11 protein-coding genes and 1 tRNA gene are annotated in these 16,614 nt (G+C 66.0%); 9 read left to right on the top strand and 3 right to left on the bottom strand.

Translation table 11 applies throughout. The features are described from left to right. Positions 1 to 51 precede the first annotated feature (51 nt). The 8 genes from AB4089_RS13590 to pyk all read left to right on the top strand — a co-directional run bounded on the left by AB4089_RS13590 (position 52) and on the right by pyk (position 12,759). Positions 52 to 339, top strand: coding sequence for an HGxxPAAW family protein (locus AB4089_RS13590; RefSeq protein ID WP_277524450.1), 288 nt, complete (start codon positions 52 to 54; stop codon positions 337 to 339). A gap of 2 nt (positions 340 to 341) precedes the next feature. After that, positions 342 to 1,160, top strand: coding sequence for an indole-3-glycerol phosphate synthase TrpC (gene trpC / locus AB4089_RS13585; RefSeq protein ID WP_441409816.1), 819 nt, complete (start codon positions 342 to 344; stop codon positions 1,158 to 1,160). Positions 1,161 to 1,283: 123 nt separating this feature from the next. Continuing rightward, positions 1,284 to 2,651 (top strand): tryptophan synthase subunit beta, encoded by a 1,368-nt coding sequence (gene trpB, locus AB4089_RS13580; RefSeq protein ID WP_441409815.1) that lies wholly within the window; start codon positions 1,284 to 1,286, stop codon positions 2,649 to 2,651. Then, positions 2,648 to 3,481 carry a tryptophan synthase subunit alpha gene (gene trpA / locus AB4089_RS13575; protein ID WP_441409814.1) on the top strand — a complete coding sequence of 278 codons (834 nt, stop codon included), beginning with the start codon at positions 2,648 to 2,650 and terminating at the stop codon, positions 3,479 to 3,481. Before trpB ends, trpA begins: the two co-directional genes overlap by 4 nt. 3 nt (positions 3,482 to 3,484) lie before the next feature. After that, positions 3,485 to 4,843 carry a prolipoprotein diacylglyceryl transferase gene (gene lgt, locus AB4089_RS13570; RefSeq protein ID WP_441409813.1) on the top strand — a complete coding sequence of 453 codons (1,359 nt, stop codon included), beginning with the start codon at positions 3,485 to 3,487 and terminating at the stop codon, positions 4,841 to 4,843. 263 nt (positions 4,844 to 5,106) lie between these two features. Next, positions 5,107 to 9,723 (top strand): glutamate synthase large subunit, encoded by a 4,617-nt coding sequence (gene gltB / locus AB4089_RS13565; RefSeq protein WP_441409812.1) that lies wholly within the window; start codon positions 5,107 to 5,109, stop codon positions 9,721 to 9,723. After that, complete coding sequence (locus AB4089_RS13560; protein WP_441409811.1) at positions 9,716 to 11,173, top strand: glutamate synthase subunit beta; 1,458 nt, start codon at positions 9,716 to 9,718, stop codon at positions 11,171 to 11,173. Before gltB ends, AB4089_RS13560 begins: the two co-directional genes overlap by 8 nt. Before the next feature lie 83 nt (positions 11,174 to 11,256). Then, positions 11,257 to 12,759: a pyruvate kinase gene (gene pyk / locus AB4089_RS13555; RefSeq protein WP_441409810.1), complete on the top strand. Its 1,503-nt coding sequence runs from the start codon at positions 11,257 to 11,259 to the stop codon at positions 12,757 to 12,759. Between the two features lie 107 nt (positions 12,760 to 12,866). Here the strand turns inward: pyk and AB4089_RS13550 are convergent, their stop codons facing one another. Beyond that, positions 12,867 to 13,472 carry an ANTAR domain-containing response regulator gene (locus AB4089_RS13550; protein ID WP_090581781.1) on the bottom strand — a complete coding sequence of 202 codons (606 nt, stop codon included), beginning with the start codon at positions 13,470 to 13,472 and terminating at the stop codon, positions 12,867 to 12,869. Positions 13,473 to 13,677: 205 nt separating this feature from the next. On the opposite strand from AB4089_RS13550, the gene AB4089_RS13545 reads away from it, so the two are divergent. Further along, a tRNA-Leu gene (locus AB4089_RS13545) sits at positions 13,678 to 13,759 on the top strand. 811 nt (positions 13,760 to 14,570) lie between these two features. Here the strand turns inward: AB4089_RS13545 and AB4089_RS13540 are convergent. Both AB4089_RS13540 and AB4089_RS13535 read right to left on the bottom strand, forming a co-directional pair. After that, positions 14,571 to 15,089: a glutathione peroxidase gene (locus AB4089_RS13540; RefSeq protein ID WP_441409809.1), complete on the bottom strand. Its 519-nt coding sequence runs from the start codon at positions 15,087 to 15,089 to the stop codon at positions 14,571 to 14,573. Between the two features lie 30 nt (positions 15,090 to 15,119). After that, a complete protein-coding gene (locus AB4089_RS13535; protein WP_441409808.1) occupies positions 15,120 to 16,577 on the bottom strand; it encodes an aldehyde dehydrogenase family protein in 1,458 nt (485 codons plus the stop codon). Positions 16,578 to 16,614 lie beyond the last annotated feature (37 nt).

Raw genomic sequence — 16,614 nt, 5'->3', positions numbered from 1 at the left:
CCCGCCAAAAAATGGCAGAATGTAAGCAGTATTCATCCTGAGGAGATTTCAATGAGCAAAGCCACTGTTTCCGCATCCACGTCCGCTGCCCCGAAGGGCGTCTACGACGACGTCGATCACAGCGAAGCGCCGGGTCACGGCAACAGCCCGGCCGCGTGGACCTGCGTGATCGTGATGCTGGTAGGCGCCCTCGTTGCGTCCATCGCGTTCGTGATCGCGAACACCCCGATCTTCGTCGCGGGTGCCGCCATCATGGTGATCGGCCTGCTTGCCGGCTGGGCCATGCGCAAGGCCGGCTACGGCGTCGGCGGCAGCAAGCTGAAGAACTCCGGCCACTGAGCGTGAGCGTTCTCGACGACATCAATGCCGGTGTCAGGGAGGATATGCAGGCGCGCCAGCGTCTGGTCACACTTGCGGAACTGAAGGAGCGCGCCGCCGCTGCGGCGCCCGCCCGTGACGCCTGGGCCGCCCTGGGCGGAACCTCAAGCACCCGGGCCCAACTCAAGGTGATTGCCGAGGTCAAGCGCCGCAGCCCGTCCAAGGGCCGCCTCGCGGACATCGCCGATCCCGCGTCCCTCGCCGCGCAGTACGCCGACGGCGGGGCCGCCGTGATCAGTGTCCTGACCGAGGAGCGCCGTTTTGGCGGCTCGCTGGCCGACCTCGACGCCGTCCGGGCAGCAGTGGATATCCCGCTGCTGCGCAAGGACTTCATGATTGACGAGTACCAGATCTGGGAGGCCCGGGCCCACGGTGCCGACCTGATCCTGCTGATCGTGGCCTCGCTCTCGGACGCCCAGCTGCGGGACTTCACGGCCCTCAGCCGCGAGCTCGGCATGAACGTGCTCGTGGAGACCCACACGGCCGAGGAGATCGAGCGCGCAGTCGCCGCGGAGGCCCGGATCATCGGCGTCAACGTGCGCAACCTCAAGACGCTCGACGTCGACCGTTCCGTTTTCGCGGAGCTGGCCGGCGGCATTCCCGCCGGCGCGCTCGTGGTCGCCGAGTCCGGCGTGCGCGACGTCGAGGACGTCAGGCACTACGCGGCCCGCGGCGCCAACGCAGTCCTGGTCGGCGAGGCGCTGGTCAGCGACGCGACGCCCCGCGAGCGGATCGAAGAATTCATGGCTGCCGGCGCAACGGCAATCGCCGCCCGCGCCTGAGCCTGCCGGTCCGGGCGCCCGCGTCCGGACCGAAAGCGGTACCGGGCCCGCAACTGCCCGGACAATGAGCGGATCTCGTCTGCAGATCCCCAAAGCTAGCAGTGGAACAGGATGGTGAGACTGATGGTCGATGCGCCAGCAGCCGGCTCTGACGAAAGTGCCGTGGACGCGTTCCTGCAGGGCGGCCGCCCCCAGGAGCACCCAGCACAGGGCGAACAGTCCCTGCGGCACGCCCCGGGGCCCTACTTCGGGAACTATGGCGGCCGGTGGATGCCCGAGTCGCTCATCGCGGCGCTGGACGAGCTCGAGGACACCTTCGAGAAGGCCAAGGCCGATCCCGAGTTCATCGCCCAGATCGCCGACCTGAACAAGAACTACTCCGGCCGCCCGTCGCTGCTGACCGAGGCCAAGCGCTTCGCCGAACACGCCGGCGGGGTTCGGATCTTCCTCAAGCGCGAGGACCTGAACCACACCGGCTCGCACAAGATCAACAACGTCCTGGGCCAGGCGCTGCTCGCCAAACGGATGGGCAAAACCCGGGTCATCGCCGAAACCGGCGCCGGACAGCACGGTGTGGCCAGCGCCACCGCCGCTGCCCTGCTGGGCCTGGAGTGCGTGGTCTACATGGGCGCGGAGGACTGCCGCCGGCAGGCACTCAACGTGGCCCGGATGGAACTCCTCGGCGCCACCGTCATCCCCGTGACCAACGGATCCCAGACGCTCAAAGATGCCATCAACGAGGCCCTGCGCGACTGGGTCGCGAACGTGGGCAACACGCACTACCTGCTGGGCACCGCCGCCGGAGCCCACCCGTTCCCGGCATTGGTCCGCTACTTCCACGAAGTGATCGGCGAGGAGGCCCGGGCCCAGATCCTGGACCAGGCCGGCCGGCTTCCGGATGCCGTCTGCGCCTGCATCGGCGGTGGCTCCAACGCGATCGGCATCTTCCACGGCTTCCTCGATGACCCCTCGGTCAAGATCTACGGCTTCGAAGCCGGCGGCGACGGCGTCGAAACCGGGCGCCACGCGGCCACCATCACCCTCGGCAAGCCCGGCGTGCTGCACGGCGCGCGCTCCTACCTCATGCAGGACGATGACGGCCAGACCATCGAGTCGCACTCGATCTCGGCCGGCCTGGACTACCCGGGCGTCGGCCCCGAGCACTCCTACCTCGCCGACATCGGCCGGGTCAGCTACGAGCCCATCACGGACAGCGAAGCCATGGAGGCCTTCCGCCTCCTGTGCCGCACCGAGGGCATCATCCCGGCCATCGAGTCTGCCCACGCCCTCGCCGGCGCCATCAAGGTGGGGCAACGGCTCGCCGCAGAAGCCGCCGGAGGCGGGGACGCAGGCAAAGCGTCGGACAAAATCGTGCTCGTGAACCTTTCAGGCCGCGGCGACAAGGACGTGGCCACCGCCGCCGAATGGTTCGACCTGCTGGCCGAGGATTCACCGGAAGCGGAAATCGCCAAAGAGGGGGAACAGCTGTGAGTACCGCAAACGATGCCAACCAGGCAGCCGACCAGTCCAGCAGCAAGTCGGCCGCGGCCATTGACCGCGCCCGCGCCCAGGGCCGGGCAGCCCTGATCGGCTACCTGCCCGCCGGCTACCCGAGCGTTGAAGCCACCATTGCGGCCGGCGTCGCCCTGGCCGAGAACGGCGCCGACCTCATCGAGATCGGCATCCCCTACTCCGACCCCGTTATGGACGGCCAGGTCATCCAGGCGGCCACCACGGAGGCCCTCGCGAAGGGCTTCCACGTGCGGGAGGTCTTCGACGTCATCCGCGGCATCACTAGCAAGACCGACGCCGCAGTGCTGGTCATGACGTACTGGAACCCGGTGATGCGGATGGGCGTGGACGAGTTCTCCCGCCGCCTGGCCGAGGCCGGGGGAGCCGGGCTGATAACGCCCGACCTCATCCCCGACGAGGCAGCCGAATGGTTCGCCGCCTCGGACAAGTACGGACTGGACCGGGTGTTCCTCGTGGCTCCCTCCTCCTCTCCGGAACGCATGAAGCGCACCGTCGACGCGAGCCGCGGCTTCGTGTACGCCGTCTCCATCATGGGCGTCACCGGCGCCCGTAGCTCGGTCAGTTCCGCCGCCAAGGATGTCGTCGCCGCCGCACACGCCGCGGGCGCCGAACGCGTCTGCGTGGGCCTCGGCGTCTCCAACGCCGGTCAAGTCCGCGAGATCGCCGAATATGCGGAAGGCGTGATTGTGGGCACCGCCCTCGTCGCGGCCATCCGGGACGGCGGCGTGGATGCTGTAGCCTCCTTGACGAAAGACCTCAGCACCGGCCTCACCAAGGAAGAAGCGTAAGCAATGCAGTCAGTCCTCCACGCGGCGGCGATGATTCCCGCGAGCATTCCGAGCCCCAGCTGGTCCGGATTCGACATCCCGCTGCCGTGGGGGGCCCTGCGCATCCACGCCTACGCCCTGTGCATCCTCGCCGGCATCATCGCCGGCCTGTGGCTGACCTCGGTCCGCTGGGCGCGCCGCGGCGCCCCTGAGGGCAGCGTCTGGGACATCGCCATCTGGGCCATCCCGTTCGGCATCATCGGCGGACGGCTCTACCACGTGTTCTCCTCGCCCGATGCCTACTTCGGCCCCGGCTTCGACGGCACGGGGGACCTGTCCCTCATTCCGCAGATCCAGCGCGGCGGCCTCGGCATCTGGGGCGCCGTCGTGCTGGGCGCCGTCGGTGCCTGGATCGGCTGCCGGCGTGCCGGGGTGAAGCTGAGCGCGTTCCTGGACGCCGCGGCCCCCGGGCTGCTGCTCGCCCAGGCGATCGGCCGGTGGGGCAACTACTTCAACCAGGAGCTCTTCGGCGGCCCCACCACGCTGCCGTGGGGGCTGCAGATCGATCCCAACAGCCCCAATTTCCCGGCCGGCATGCCCGCGGACACGCTCTTCCACCCGACGTTCCTCTACGAGTCACTGTGGAACCTGGCCGGTGTCCTGATCCTGCTGGCCCTGGACCGGCGCTTCAGCTTCCGCCGCGGCCGCCTGTTCTGCCTGTACGCCATGTACTACACGCTGGGCCGCGTCTGGATCGAGGCCATGCGGATCGACGACGCCGAGCAGATCAGCCTCTTCGGGATCACCACCAGGCTCAACGTCTGGACCAGCATTTTCGTCTTTGCCGGAGCCCTGATCGCCTTCATCATCCTGGGCCTGCGGAAGCGCTCGGAGCCGGACACCCCGTTCCTTCCGGGACGCGAACCGGCCGAAGAAAATGCAGTCGAAGAAAAGACTGCGGAAGCAGAGACTGCGGAGGCAAAGACTGCTGCAGCAAAGTCAGCGGAGGCCAAGGCTGTGGAGCCAGGGACCGCGGAGGAAATGTCCGCGGAGACCAAGGCCGCGAAGCAGCCTGCAGAGCCCAAAACGGCTACCGGAGCTGCCGGCGCCGCGGCGACTGACGTCGAAGAAACTGACGCAGAAGAAGGGGAGCGCGCCACCGTCCCCGCGGACGCGGCAACCATCCACCATTCGGACGCTGCTGTCTCAGATAGTGAATCCCGTGATAATCTCCGGAATAACCAAAGCGGGCCAGTCCCCGCATCCTCGGATGCGGTCAAGGACTCCACCGGCGGCAGCATGCCCGCCAACGGAGTTCCGGCAGCCGGAGTATCCGGCCGCCAGGGAACTGGAACCGCCCCGGAGGCTGAGGGCACCAAGTAGCTCAGCGCCGGACATCGGGTTGCGGAGCCACCGCTCGCAGGGCCCGACTCCACAGCGTCGTGGCAAGAGGGATTGCAGTGGGCAGCAGATAGGCGCTGTCCAAGCAAGCCCGGGTCAGCACCTGCGTAACTGTTAGTACAGGAGGCCGGGCTGGCCTACAATTCCAGTTAGAAAAACACTCTGTAGCGCCCGTCACACCGGCGTGCTGAGTGGGGCCAATGTTGTCCCTCCCATACGCACGATCAGGAGGAAGGACGTCTCCAATGACCCAAACTCGTCACAGCCCCAGCTGGTCCGTTCCGGACCAGCCCACGGCCGCCACGTCACCCTTCAGCAGGTTCGCCGCGATTCCGGCCGCTGCCGGACTTTACAACCCGGAGAATGAGAAGGACGCCTGCGGCCTGGCCATCATCGCCACGCTCCGCGGCGAGCCTGGCTATGACATCGTCGACGCCGCCCTGACCGCCCTGCGCAACCTCGAGCACCGCGGTGCCGTGGGAGCCGATGAAGGTACCGGCGACGGCGCCGGCCTCCTCATGCAGGTCCCGGACGAATTCTTCCGCGCAGTCACCGACTTCGAACTTCCGGCCCCCGGCCAGTACGTGGTGGGAACCGCGTTCCTGCCTGCCGAGCAGCGCGAATCCGACGCCGCCCGCGCCGGCATCGAAGGCCTCGCCGCGGACGAGGGCCTGACCGTTCTCGGCTGGCGCGAAGTCCCGATCGTCGCCGACCTGGTCGGCGCCATGGCCCGGGCCTGCATGCCGCACTTCTCGCAGCCCTTCTTCGCCTCCAGCACCGGCGAAACCCTCGAGCGCAACGAGCTCGATTCCCGCGCCTGGCGGATCCGCAAGCGCGCCCAGAACAAGTTCGGCGTGTACTTCCCGTCGCTGTCCTCCCGGACCATCGTCTACAAGGGCATGCTCACCACCGCCCAGCTGGAGCCGTTCTACCCGGACCTCTCGGACAAGCGCTTCAAGACCAAGCTCGCGATCGTCCACTCGCGCTTCTCCACCAACACCTTCCCGTCCTGGCCCCTGGCGCAGCCCTTCCGGACCATCGCGCACAACGGCGAGATCAACACCGTCAAGGGCAACCGCAACTGGATGCGGGCACGGCAGTCGCAGCTCTCCAGCCCGCTGCTGGGGGACTCGCCGGAAGAGCTGTTCCCCATCTGCACCCCGGGCGCCTCAGACTCGGCATCGTTCGATGAGGTGGCGGAGCTGCTCTGGCTCTCCGGCCGGCCCATCACGCACTCGATCATGATGATGATCCCGGAGGCCTGGGAAAACCACGCCACCATGGATCCGGCACGCCGCGCCTTCTACGAATACCACTCCATGCTCATGGAGCCGTGGGACGGCCCCGCGGCCGTTTCCTTCACGGACGGCAACCTGGTCGGTGCCACCCTGGACCGCAACGGCCTGCGCCCGGGACGGTACTGGATCACCGAAGACGGGCTCGTCGTCTTCGCCTCCGAAGTCGGCGTGATCGACGTCGAACCTTCCAAGGTGGTCAAGAAGGGCCGCGTCTCCCCGGGCAAGATGTTCCTGGTGGACACCGGGTCCGGCCGGATCATTGACGACGCCGAGGTCAAGGCCGAGGTCGCCGCCGCGAACCCGTGGGCCGAATGGCTCAAGGACAACCTGATCGACCTCAAGGACCTCCCCGAGCGCGAGCACGTGGTCCACACCGCTGCCTCGGTCAACATCCGCCAGCGGACCTTCGGCTACACCACCGAGGAACTGAAGATCCTGCTCGGCCCCATGGCCCGCACCGGCGCCGAGCCGCTGGGCGCCATGGGCTCGGACACGCCAGTGGCCGTGCTGTCCAAGCGGCCCCGGCTGCTCTTCGACTACTTCGTGCAGTCCTTCGCCCAGGTCACCAACCCGCCGCTGGACGCCATCCGTGAAGAGCTCGTCACGTCCCTGATGTGCGCGATCGGCCCGAACGGGAACCTGCTGGACACCAAGCAGGTACGCCAGCCGCAGGTCGCGCTGCCGTTCCCCGTGATCAACAACGACCAGCTCGCCAAGATCGCGAACATCGAGAGCGCCGACGGCGACAGGGTCGCCATGAAGGTCCGCGGACTCTACCGCCCCGAAGGCGGCGAGCACGCCCTCCGCGCCCGGCTGACCGAGATCTGCGAGCAGGTCTCCGGCGCCATCAACCGCGGCGTCCAGTACGTCGTGCTCTCGGACCGCGACTCGAACGCCCAGTGGGCGCCGATCCCGTCCCTGCTGCTGGTCAGCGCCGTGCACCACCACCTGCTGCGCAGCGCCAACCGCACCAAGACCGCGCTCGTGGTCGAGGCCGGCGACGTCCGCGAGACGCACCACGTCGCCGTGCTGATCGGCTACGGCGCCTCCGCCGTGAACCCGTACTTGGCCATGGAATCCGTGGAACAGCTCATCGCCACCGGCGACGTCGTGGGGGTCACCCCGCATGATGGCGTCTACAACCTGATCAAGGGCCTCGGCAAGGGCGTCCTGAAGATCATGTCCAAGATGGGCATCTCCACCGTGGCCTCCTACACGGGTGCCCAGACCTTCGAAGCCCTCGGCCTCGGCCAGGAACTCGTGGACGAGTACTTCTCCGGCACGCACTCCCAGCTCGGCGGCGTCGGCCTCGATGTCATTGCCGCCGAGGTCCTGGCCCGGCACCGCATGGCCTACCCCGAGAACGGCATCGAACTGCCGCACCAGCCCCTGCTGGGCGGCGGCGAGTACCAGTGGCGCCGCGACGGCGAACCCCACCTGTTCAACCCCGAGACCGTCTTCCGGCTGCAGCACGCCACGCGTGAACGCCGCTACGACATCTTCAAGGCCTACACCCGGGGCGTGGACGACCAGTCCGAGAACCTCATGACCCTGCGCGGGCTGCTGAAGTTCAAGGCCGGCCTGCGTCCCGCCGTGCCGCTGGAGGAAGTGGAGCCTGTCTCCAGCATCGTCAAGCGGTTCTCCACCGGCGCCATGAGCTACGGCTCCATCTCGCAGGAAGCCCACGAGACCCTCGCGATCGCCATGAACCGGCTGGGCGGCAAGTCCAACACCGGTGAAGGCGGCGAGGACGTGGACCGCCTGCTCGATCCCACCCGCCGGTCCGCGGTCAAGCAGATCGCCTCGGGCCGCTTCGGCGTCACGAGCCTGTACCTGTCCAACGCCGATGACATCCAGATCAAGATGGCGCAGGGTGCCAAGCCCGGCGAGGGCGGCCAGCTGATGGCGCAGAAGGTCTACCCCTGGGTGGCCCGTACACGGCACTCCACCCCCGGCGTCGGCCTCATCTCGCCGCCCCCGCACCACGACATCTACTCCATCGAGGACCTCGCGCAGCTGATCTATGACGCCAAGCGCGCCAACCCCTCGGCCCGGGTGCACGTCAAGCTCGTCTCCGAGGTCGGAATCGGCACCGTGGCGGCCGGCGTGACCAAGGCGAAGGCCGACGTCGTGCTGGTTTCCGGGCACGACGGCGGTACCGGCGCCTCGCCGCTGAACTCGCTCAAGCACGCCGGTGTCCCCTGGGAACTCGGCCTGGCCGAGACCCAGCAGACGCTTATGCTCAACGGCCTGCGCGACCGTGTGGTGGTGCAGGTGGACGGCCAGCTCAAGACCGGCCGCGACGTCGTGATCGCCGCGCTGCTTGGCGGCGAGGAGTTTGGATTCGCCACCGCACCGCTGGTGGTCTCCGGCTGCATCATGATGCGCGTCTGCCACCTGGACACCTGCCCGGTGGGCGTCGCGACCCAGAACCCCGAGCTGCGCTCCCGGTTCAACGGCAAGCCCGAATTCGTGGTCAACTTCTTCGAATTCCTTGCCGAGGAGGTCCGCGAAATCCTCGCGGAACTGGGTTTCCACAGCATCGAAGAGGCGATCGGCCACGCCGAAATGCTCGACTCCCGCGACGCGGTCAACCACTGGAAGGCCGAAGGGCTGGACCTGGATCCGATCCTGCACGGCCTCGAGTTCGACGACGACGCGCCGCTGCGCAACCTCACCGGCCAGAACCACGAGCTGGACAAGCACTTCGACCAGCGCCTGATCGCCATGGCCGCGGAAGCGCTGAGCGACCGCACGCCGGTGAAGATCTCGGTGAACGTCATCAACACGGACCGCTCCGTCGGCACCATGCTGGGCCACGTCGTCACCAAGACCTTCAGCACCGACGTGCTGGCCACGGACACCATTGACATCACGCTCACTGGCACCGCGGGCCAGTCCCTCGGCGCGTTCTTGCCCGCCGGTATCACGCTGCGCATGTTCGGCGACTCCAACGACTACGTCGGCAAGGGACTTTCCGGCGGCCGCATCATTGTCCGGCCGGACCGCACCAACGTTTTCCCGGCCGAGCGCAACGTCATTGCCGGCAACGTGATCGGCTACGGCGCCACGAGCGGCGAGATGTTCCTGCGCGGCCAGGTGGGCGAACGATTCCTGGTCCGCAACTCCGGCGCCACCGCGGTGGCCGAGGGCATCGGGGACCACGGCTGCGAGTACATGACTGGCGGCCAGACGCTCATAATCGGCCGCACCGGCCGAAACTTCGGCGCCGGCATGTCCGGGGGCACAGCCTACGTGCTGGACCTCCAGACCGAACGCGTCAACAAGCAGGCCCTCGAGTCCGGCGAGCTGCAGCTGCGCGAGCTCGACGCCGAGGACCGCGACATCGTCCACGGGCTGCTCGTCAAGCACGTCGAGGAAACCGAGTCACTGCTCGGGGCACGCCTTCTCGAAAACTTCGATGACACCGCAGCCCGCATAACCAAGGTGCTGCCGCGCGACTACGCGGCCGTCCTGCAAACCCGTCTTGACGCCATCGAAGAGGGCCTGGACCCCGACGGCGAAGAAGTTTGGTCTCGAATCCTGGAGGTGACCGGTGGCTGATCCACGCGGATTTCTGAAAGTACGTCAGCGTGAAACCCAGCCGCGCCGTCCCGTTCCCGTCCGCATCATGGACTGGAAAGAGGTCTACGAGGCCCAGGAGAAGGGTGTCCTGAAGAGCCAGGCCGGCCGCTGCATGGACTGCGGCGTGCCGTTCTGCCACCAGGGCTGCCCGCTGGGCAACCTCATCCCGGAATGGAACGACCTCATCTGGCGGGACAAGGGCGAGGAAGCGATGGAGCGGCTGCACGCCACCAACAACTTCCCCGAGTGGACCGGCCGGCTGTGCCCGGCCCCCTGCGAGGCCTCCTGCGTGCTGGGCATCAACCAGCCCGCGGTGACCATCAAGCAGGTCGAGGTCTCGATCGTGGACCAGGCCTTCGAGAACGGCTGGGTCAACCCGCTGCCCCCGGCGCGACTGACCGGCAAGACGGTCGCCGTCGTCGGTTCCGGCCCCGCCGGGCTCGCCGTCGCCCAGCAGCTGACCCGGGTGGGCCACACTGTGGCCGTTTACGAGCGCGACGACAAGATCGGCGGACTCCTGCGCTACGGGATCCCCGACTTCAAGATGGAAAAAGAGCAGGTGGACCGCCGGCTGGAGCAGATGAAGGCCGAAGGCACCCGGTTCCGCACCGGCGTGGCCGTCGGCACCGACGTCACGTGGGAGCAGCTGCGCCGCCGGTACGACGCCGTCGTGATCGCCACCGGCGCAACCGTCCCGCGTGACCTGCCGATCCCGGGCCGCGAGCTCGAGGGCGTCCACTTCGCCATGGACTACCTCGTGCCGGCCAACCGGGTGGTGGCGGGGGAGACCGTGGAGAACCAGATCAACGCCGCGGGCAAGCACGTCGTCATCCTCGGCGGCGGCGATACCGGCGCGGACTGCCTCGGCACCGCGCACCGGCACCAGGCCGCGTCCGTAACCACCCTCGCGATCGGCAAGCAGCCGCCCGTCGAGCGTGCCGGCCACCAGCCGTGGCCGACGTTCCCCACCCTGTTCGAGGTCGCCAGCGCCCACGAGGAAGGCGGCGAACGCACCTACCTCGCCTCCACCGTGGAGTTCGTCGGGGAAAACGGCAAACTCACGGGCGTCAAGGTGGCGGAGACGGAATTCGTCGACGGCAAGCGCCTCCCGAAGGCCGGCACCGAGCGGATCATCCCCGCGGACCTCGTCTTCCTGTCCCTGGGCTTCACCGGCCCCGAGCCGGCCGGGATCACCGACCAGGTCCAGGCCGACTTCGACGGCCGCGGCAACGTGGCCCGGGACGGCTACTACATGACCAACACCGAGGGCATCTTCGTCGCCGGCGACGCCGGCCGCGGCCAGTCGCTCATCGTCTGGGCCATCGCCGAAGGGCGCGCCTGCGCGGCCGCGGTGGACAAGTTCCTGATGGGCAGCACCATTCTGCCGGCTCCAGTGGCGCCGACAGACCGTGCGATGGCTGTTCTGTAGTCCAACAGCTCGAGTCCGGCAGGTCGTCCGGGATTCATCCTCACTTCAACTTAATCAATGCAACAGACCACTAGGGTAGGTATATGAGACGCGCTAAAATCGTCGCCACGTTCGGACCGGCAATCGCAAGCTTCGAGAACACGCTTGCCGTGCTGGAAGCCGGCGTCGACGTGGCACGCATGAACATGAGCCACGGCGATTACTCCGTGCACGACAACACCTACGAGAACGTCCGCAAGGCAGCGGCACAGCTCGGCAAGGCCGTGGCCATCATGGCTGACCTGCAGGGCCCCAAGATCCGCCTGGGCCGCTTCGTTGACGGACCGCACCTGCTGGAGGTCGGTGACACGTTCACGATCACCACCGAGGACGTTCCCGGCACCAAGGACATCTGCTCCACGACGCTCAAGAGCCTCACCGAGGACGTCAACCCCGGTGACGCCCTGCTGATCGACGACGGCAAGGTCGCCCTCCGCGCGATCGACGTCGACGCCGTCAAGGTGGTTGCCCAGGTGATTGTTGGCGGCTGGGTATCCAACAACAAGGGCATCAACCTGCCCGGCGTTGCTGTCAACGTCCCGGCGCTGAGCGAAAAGGACGAGGACGATCTGCGCTGGGCCATGCGCCGCGGCGTGGACATGGTTGCCCTGTCCTTCGTCCGGGATGCCTCGGACATCACCCGCGTCCACGAGATCATGGACGAAGAAGGCCGCCGCGTGCCGGTGATCGCCAAGATCGAGAAGCCGCAGGCCGTGGAGCAGCTGCACGAGATTATCGACGCCTTCGACGCCATCATGGTGGCCCGTGGCGACCTCGGTGTGGAACTTCCCCTCGAGGAAGTGCCGATCGTGCAGAAGCGCGCCATCGAACTGGCACGCCGCTGGGCCAAGCCGGTCATCGTGGCCACCCAGGTCCTCGAGTCCATGATCGAGAACCCCCGCCCGACCCGCGCCGAGGCCTCCGACTGCGCCAACGCCGTGCTCGACGGCGCCGACGCGGTCATGCTCTCAGGCGAGACCAGCGTGGGCAAGTACCCGATCGAGACCGTCAAGGTCATGGCCCGGATCATCGAGTCCACCGAAGAGCACGGCCTGGAGCGCGTTCCCCCGCTGGGCACCAAGCCCAAGACCCGCGGCGGCGCCATCACCCGTGCCGCCGTCGAGATCGCCGACCAGCTGGAAGCAAAGTACATCTGTACCTTCACCCAGTCCGGTGACTCGGCACGCCGCCTCTCGCGCCTGCGCCCCATCAAGCCGGTCTTCGCCTTCACCCCGGTGGAGCACGTCTGGAACGAGCTCGCTCTGACGTGGGGCATCCAGCCGGTCCTGGTCCCGATGGTGGGCCACACTGACGAGATGACGGCGCAGGTTGACCGCAGCCTGCTGGAGCTGAACGTCGTCGAGGACGGTGACCTGGTGGTCATCGCCGCCGGTTCGCCTCCCGGAAAGGCCGGTTCGACGAACCTGCTGAAGGTCCACAAGGTTGGCGACCTCGCCGACATTGGCGGCCAGGGCGAAGCAGCCGTGACGAAGGACAAGCTCGGCCCGTGGCCGGAAAAGAAGAAGAAGAACCGGGTCCAGGCCTAGTTCTAAAGGCTTGAACGAAAAAGGGAGGATCCCCGCCGGTTGGCGGGGATCCTCCCTTTTTTGCTTTTGGTGCTTTGCAGCTTGCTCGCTTTGGTGCCGGCTGGTGGCTAGTTGACCTGGTTGATGATGGTCTCGGCGACCTCGCGCATGCTCAGGCGGCGGTCCATCGAGGTCTTCTGGATCCAGCGGAAGGCTTCCGGCTCCGTGAGGCCCATCTTGGTGGTCAGGAGGCTCTTGGCGCGCTCCACGAGCTTGCGGGTGGCGAACTGCTCCTGCAGGTCGGTGACCTCGCTTTCGAGGGCCTTGATTTCCTCGTGGCGGGACAGCGCGATCTCCAACGCCGGGATGAGGTCCGCCGGGGTGAAGGGCTTGACCACGTACGCCATGGCGCCAGCGTCGCGGGCCCGCTCCACCAGTTCCTTCTGGCTGAAGGCCGTCAGCAGGACCACGGGGGCGATCCGGGCCTTGACGATCTTTTCTGCGGCCGAGATGCCGTCCATGACGGGCATCTTGACGTCCATCAGGACCAGGTCGGGCTTGAGCTCCTCGGCAAGCTGCACGGCCTTCTCGCCGTTGTCCGCCTCGCCGACGACGTCGTAGCCTTCGCCGCGCAGGATCTCGATGATGTCCAGGCGGATGAGGGTCTCATCCTCGGCGACAACAACGCGGCGCGCCGGCTGGGAAGTGGGGGATGACTCCGTCTGTTCTGACACGGGAACTCCTTGGAAAGGTACGGCGGGTACTCCACCATCATAGGTTTTGTCCGCCAATGTACTTGGACCGGTTTGGTTCGATGCGGCGTCACTGGCGCGATTCTGGAATTCAGCCTATCTGCATGTAGAGTAATTTCGCGCACTGGAAGCGATCGCGTTGCTCACAGCACTGTGGTTGAGTGATTGTTACACCGGTGTACTCCGCGCCCGAGTGGCGGAATTGGCAGACGCGCCGCACTCAAAATGCGGTATCGAAAGGTGTGTGGGTTCGAGTCCCACCTCGGGCACGACAGATTCCCTCGTCAGAGGCGATTTTGCTTTGACGTGTTGACAAAGCTTGTGGTCGCGTCGCTCTGACGGTTCGCGGGCTGTGGCCTGGCCGCCGCGTGGCCTGTTCAGGTGTGAGGGGTGGCGGGTTCAAGTCCCTGGCTGGTGGGCCTTCCGCCTGCTGAGAAGTGGGTTCTGGCGTTTCCTCGTTCCGGTTCTCGTTGGGTGGGCCCGGGGTGGCCTACACCTATTCATGGGCCGGGGGAGCAGGGACGACATGACCACAGCGATGTCGACGTAGGGCTTCCAGATATGGGTTCGGGGGACCGTTCGAGAAGCCCCGTACCTGTGTTTGTCCAGCCAAAGAGGGTGTGGACATTGTCCACACTCATATCCGCTTTATTGAGGGTGCGGGTGGCAGGGCCGCGTCCGGTGTCAGGTTTGGACCTCGGAGTTCTATGCGGCTGTGTGAGAAAAGAACGAAACCGAGCCAAATCTGACGAGCTCTGACCACAGCCTGACGTCAGCTTGGGGTGTACTTCAATCGGACAATGGAAGAGAAGTGCCGTCCCGTAGTCCGCTGCAATCGCACCGTCACGACGCCCCAGCGTGGCCAGCAGCCAACCGATGCCGTGACTGACGACGATCGATCTGTCTTTCAGCCCGAGGGGTCGAGACGCGCATGTGAGACGCTTGCGGCAACCGTTGCATCAAGGCACAGAACGTCTCGTGACTCGGTCTCTCAACGCGTACAGCCGCTTTCACTGTCTCCAAACATGGATGTGAGACAAGGCGTAGGGCAGGATAGCCGAAAGCCGGGAACCTCCTGAGTTATTCCGAAGCGACGGGCCGGTCAGACAGGTGGTCTTCCAACCAAAGGACGAACTCAGGATCCGAGAGGCGTTGCCGTGGGCGTACTCGCCTTAGAACTGCACCTTCCGGGGCTATGACGAATTTTTCGAAGTTCCATTCAACATCGCCCGACTTGCCATCATCGTCCGGTGTGGCGGTCAGCAGCTCATACAACGGGTGTTGCCCTGGGCCATTCACCTCGATTTTTCCCATAACGGGGAAGTCGGCACCGAAGGTGATAGAACAGAATTCCTTCACCTCCTTTGCCGTGCCAGGTTCTTGCCCGTTGAACTGGTTGCATGGAAATGCCACGACGGTGAAGCCACGACCCGAGTAGTCCTCCTGGAGCTTTTGCAGATCCCGGTATTGGTCTGTCAGGCCGCAGCGTGAGGCTACGTTGACGATCAGGAGGAGTTTGTCCCTGTAGCGGCCAAAGTCGACGGTGTTCCCAGTGGAATCTTCAATAGGGCACTCGTATATATCGGCGTTGCTGCTCATGGTTGCTCCTTTGGCAGGACAGAGATGTTGTCAGAATGGATAGTTCGCGATGTCCGGGCGAACCGTGAGCCATTGAAGTTCGGTGAAGGATTCCATGTTGGCTTTGTGGCCGCCGATCCGGGAACCATTTCCAGAGCTTTTGAACCCGCCGAAAGGGGCGTTGGCTTCGTCCGAGATGGTTTGTTCGTTGATATGCACTTTCCCGGAATGGACTTGGTCAGCAATCTGCATGGCCATGCCGACGTCGCCGAGGATGGAGACGGCCAGCCCATAGTCGTTATCGTTCACGAGTTCGATGGCATCGCTGATGTCGGTGAACTTGGCGATGGGGGCCACCGGGCCGAAGATTTCCTCGCGCCATGCCGTGTTGGTTCTGTCGACGTCGGCGAGCACGGTGGGGCGGTAGTACGGGCCGTCACTGGTTCCGCCGGCCATGAGTCGCGCTCCTCCCAGGACAGACTCCTGGACAATGGAGTCGATGCGTTTCAGTTGTTTTTCATCGATGATCGGCCCAAGCGCTACTTGGCCTGACTTTGGGTCGCCTACTGGGAGGTTCCGGGCCTTTTCTGCGACTGCGTTGACGAAATCGTCGTAGAGGTCTTCGTGAACGATGTGCCGTCCAGTGGTCATGCAGACTTGGCCTTGATGCATGAAGGAACCGAAGGCCGCGGCCGAGGCTGCCTTGGCGAGGTCGGCGCCGGGGAGGACGATCATCGCGTTGTTGCCGCCGAGTTCAAGATGCGCGCGCTTGAGGTTACGTGCCGCTGTTTCACCCACGTGGCGGCCCGCAGCCGTCGAACCGGTGAACGCAATGACCCTCACCTCCGGCGCCTCCACGATGGCTGTGCCGATGTCCGCTCCACCTGGCAGGAGAGACAACAGGCCGCTCGGGAGGCCGGCGCTTTCGAAGACGCGCATCAGAGCGACACCGCCGGAGATAGTGGTCCGGGTATCCGGCTTAAGAAGGACCGCGTTGCCGAGGGCCAGCGCCGGAGCGACAGCGCGGATGGACAGGATGAGGGGGAAGTTGAAGGGCGCGATGACCCCGACGACGCCCACCGGACGGCGGCGGGCCAGTGACCATCGGTCTTCGTTGCTGGAGAGCACATCGCCGGCAGGCAGCGACGGCAGGCTGGATGCCTCGTAGCATTCGTTGGCGGCGATGTGCGTTTCCAGTTCGGCTTTGGGAAGGATGCCGCCGGATTCGCGGACAATCCAGGACTGGATCTCTTCGGCGTGCTCTTCCCAGAGCTGACCGGCTCGCCGAAGCACAGCGGCGCGTTCTTCCGGCCGCTGTGCCGCCCATGATCTTTGGGCTTTCTGCGCGACGGAAGCGGCCTCGGCGACGTCCGCGGCGGCGGCGACACCGTAGGTTCCGAGGGTCTCGCCAGTTGCCGGCTCCGTGCTCGCGGCGGTACCTCCACGCCCGGGACGCCAGCCGTCCAGGTTGATGTGGCCCTGCCAAATGGAAGTTTCGAGCAGCGTCATGTTCCACTCCTTCGTGGTTCTTGGGTCCTTAATTTTT

The sequence above is a fragment of the Arthrobacter sp. 2MCAF15 genome, from assembly GCF_052115605.1.
In the GTDB taxonomy this organism is placed as follows: Bacteria; Actinomycetota; Actinomycetes; order Actinomycetales; family Micrococcaceae; genus Arthrobacter.
Note: the sequence above shows the minus strand (reverse complement) of the source record. Positions and strands in the feature narration are given on the sequence as shown.

Bases quoted from the DNA above. Each gene is read 5' to 3' on its own strand.
- AB4089_RS13590 (WP_277524450.1), top strand. From the start codon at position 52: ATGAGCAAAGCCACTGTTTCCGCATCCACGTCCGCTGCCCCGAAGGGC.
- trpB (WP_441409815.1), top strand. From the start codon at position 1,284: ATGGTCGATGCGCCAGCAGCCGGCTCTGACGAAAGTGCCGTGGACGCG.
- lgt (WP_441409813.1), top strand. From the start codon at position 3,485: ATGCAGTCAGTCCTCCACGCGGCGGCGATGATTCCCGCGAGCATTCCG.
- gltB (WP_441409812.1), top strand. From the start codon at position 5,107: ATGACCCAAACTCGTCACAGCCCCAGCTGGTCCGTTCCGGACCAGCCC.
- pyk (WP_441409810.1), top strand. From the start codon at position 11,257: ATGAGACGCGCTAAAATCGTCGCCACGTTCGGACCGGCAATCGCAAGC.
- AB4089_RS13540 (WP_441409809.1), bottom strand. From the start codon at position 15,089: ATGAGCAGCAACGCCGATATATACGAGTGCCCTATTGAAGATTCCACT.
- AB4089_RS13535 (WP_441409808.1), bottom strand. From the start codon at position 16,577: ATGACGCTGCTCGAAACTTCCATTTGGCAGGGCCACATCAACCTGGAC.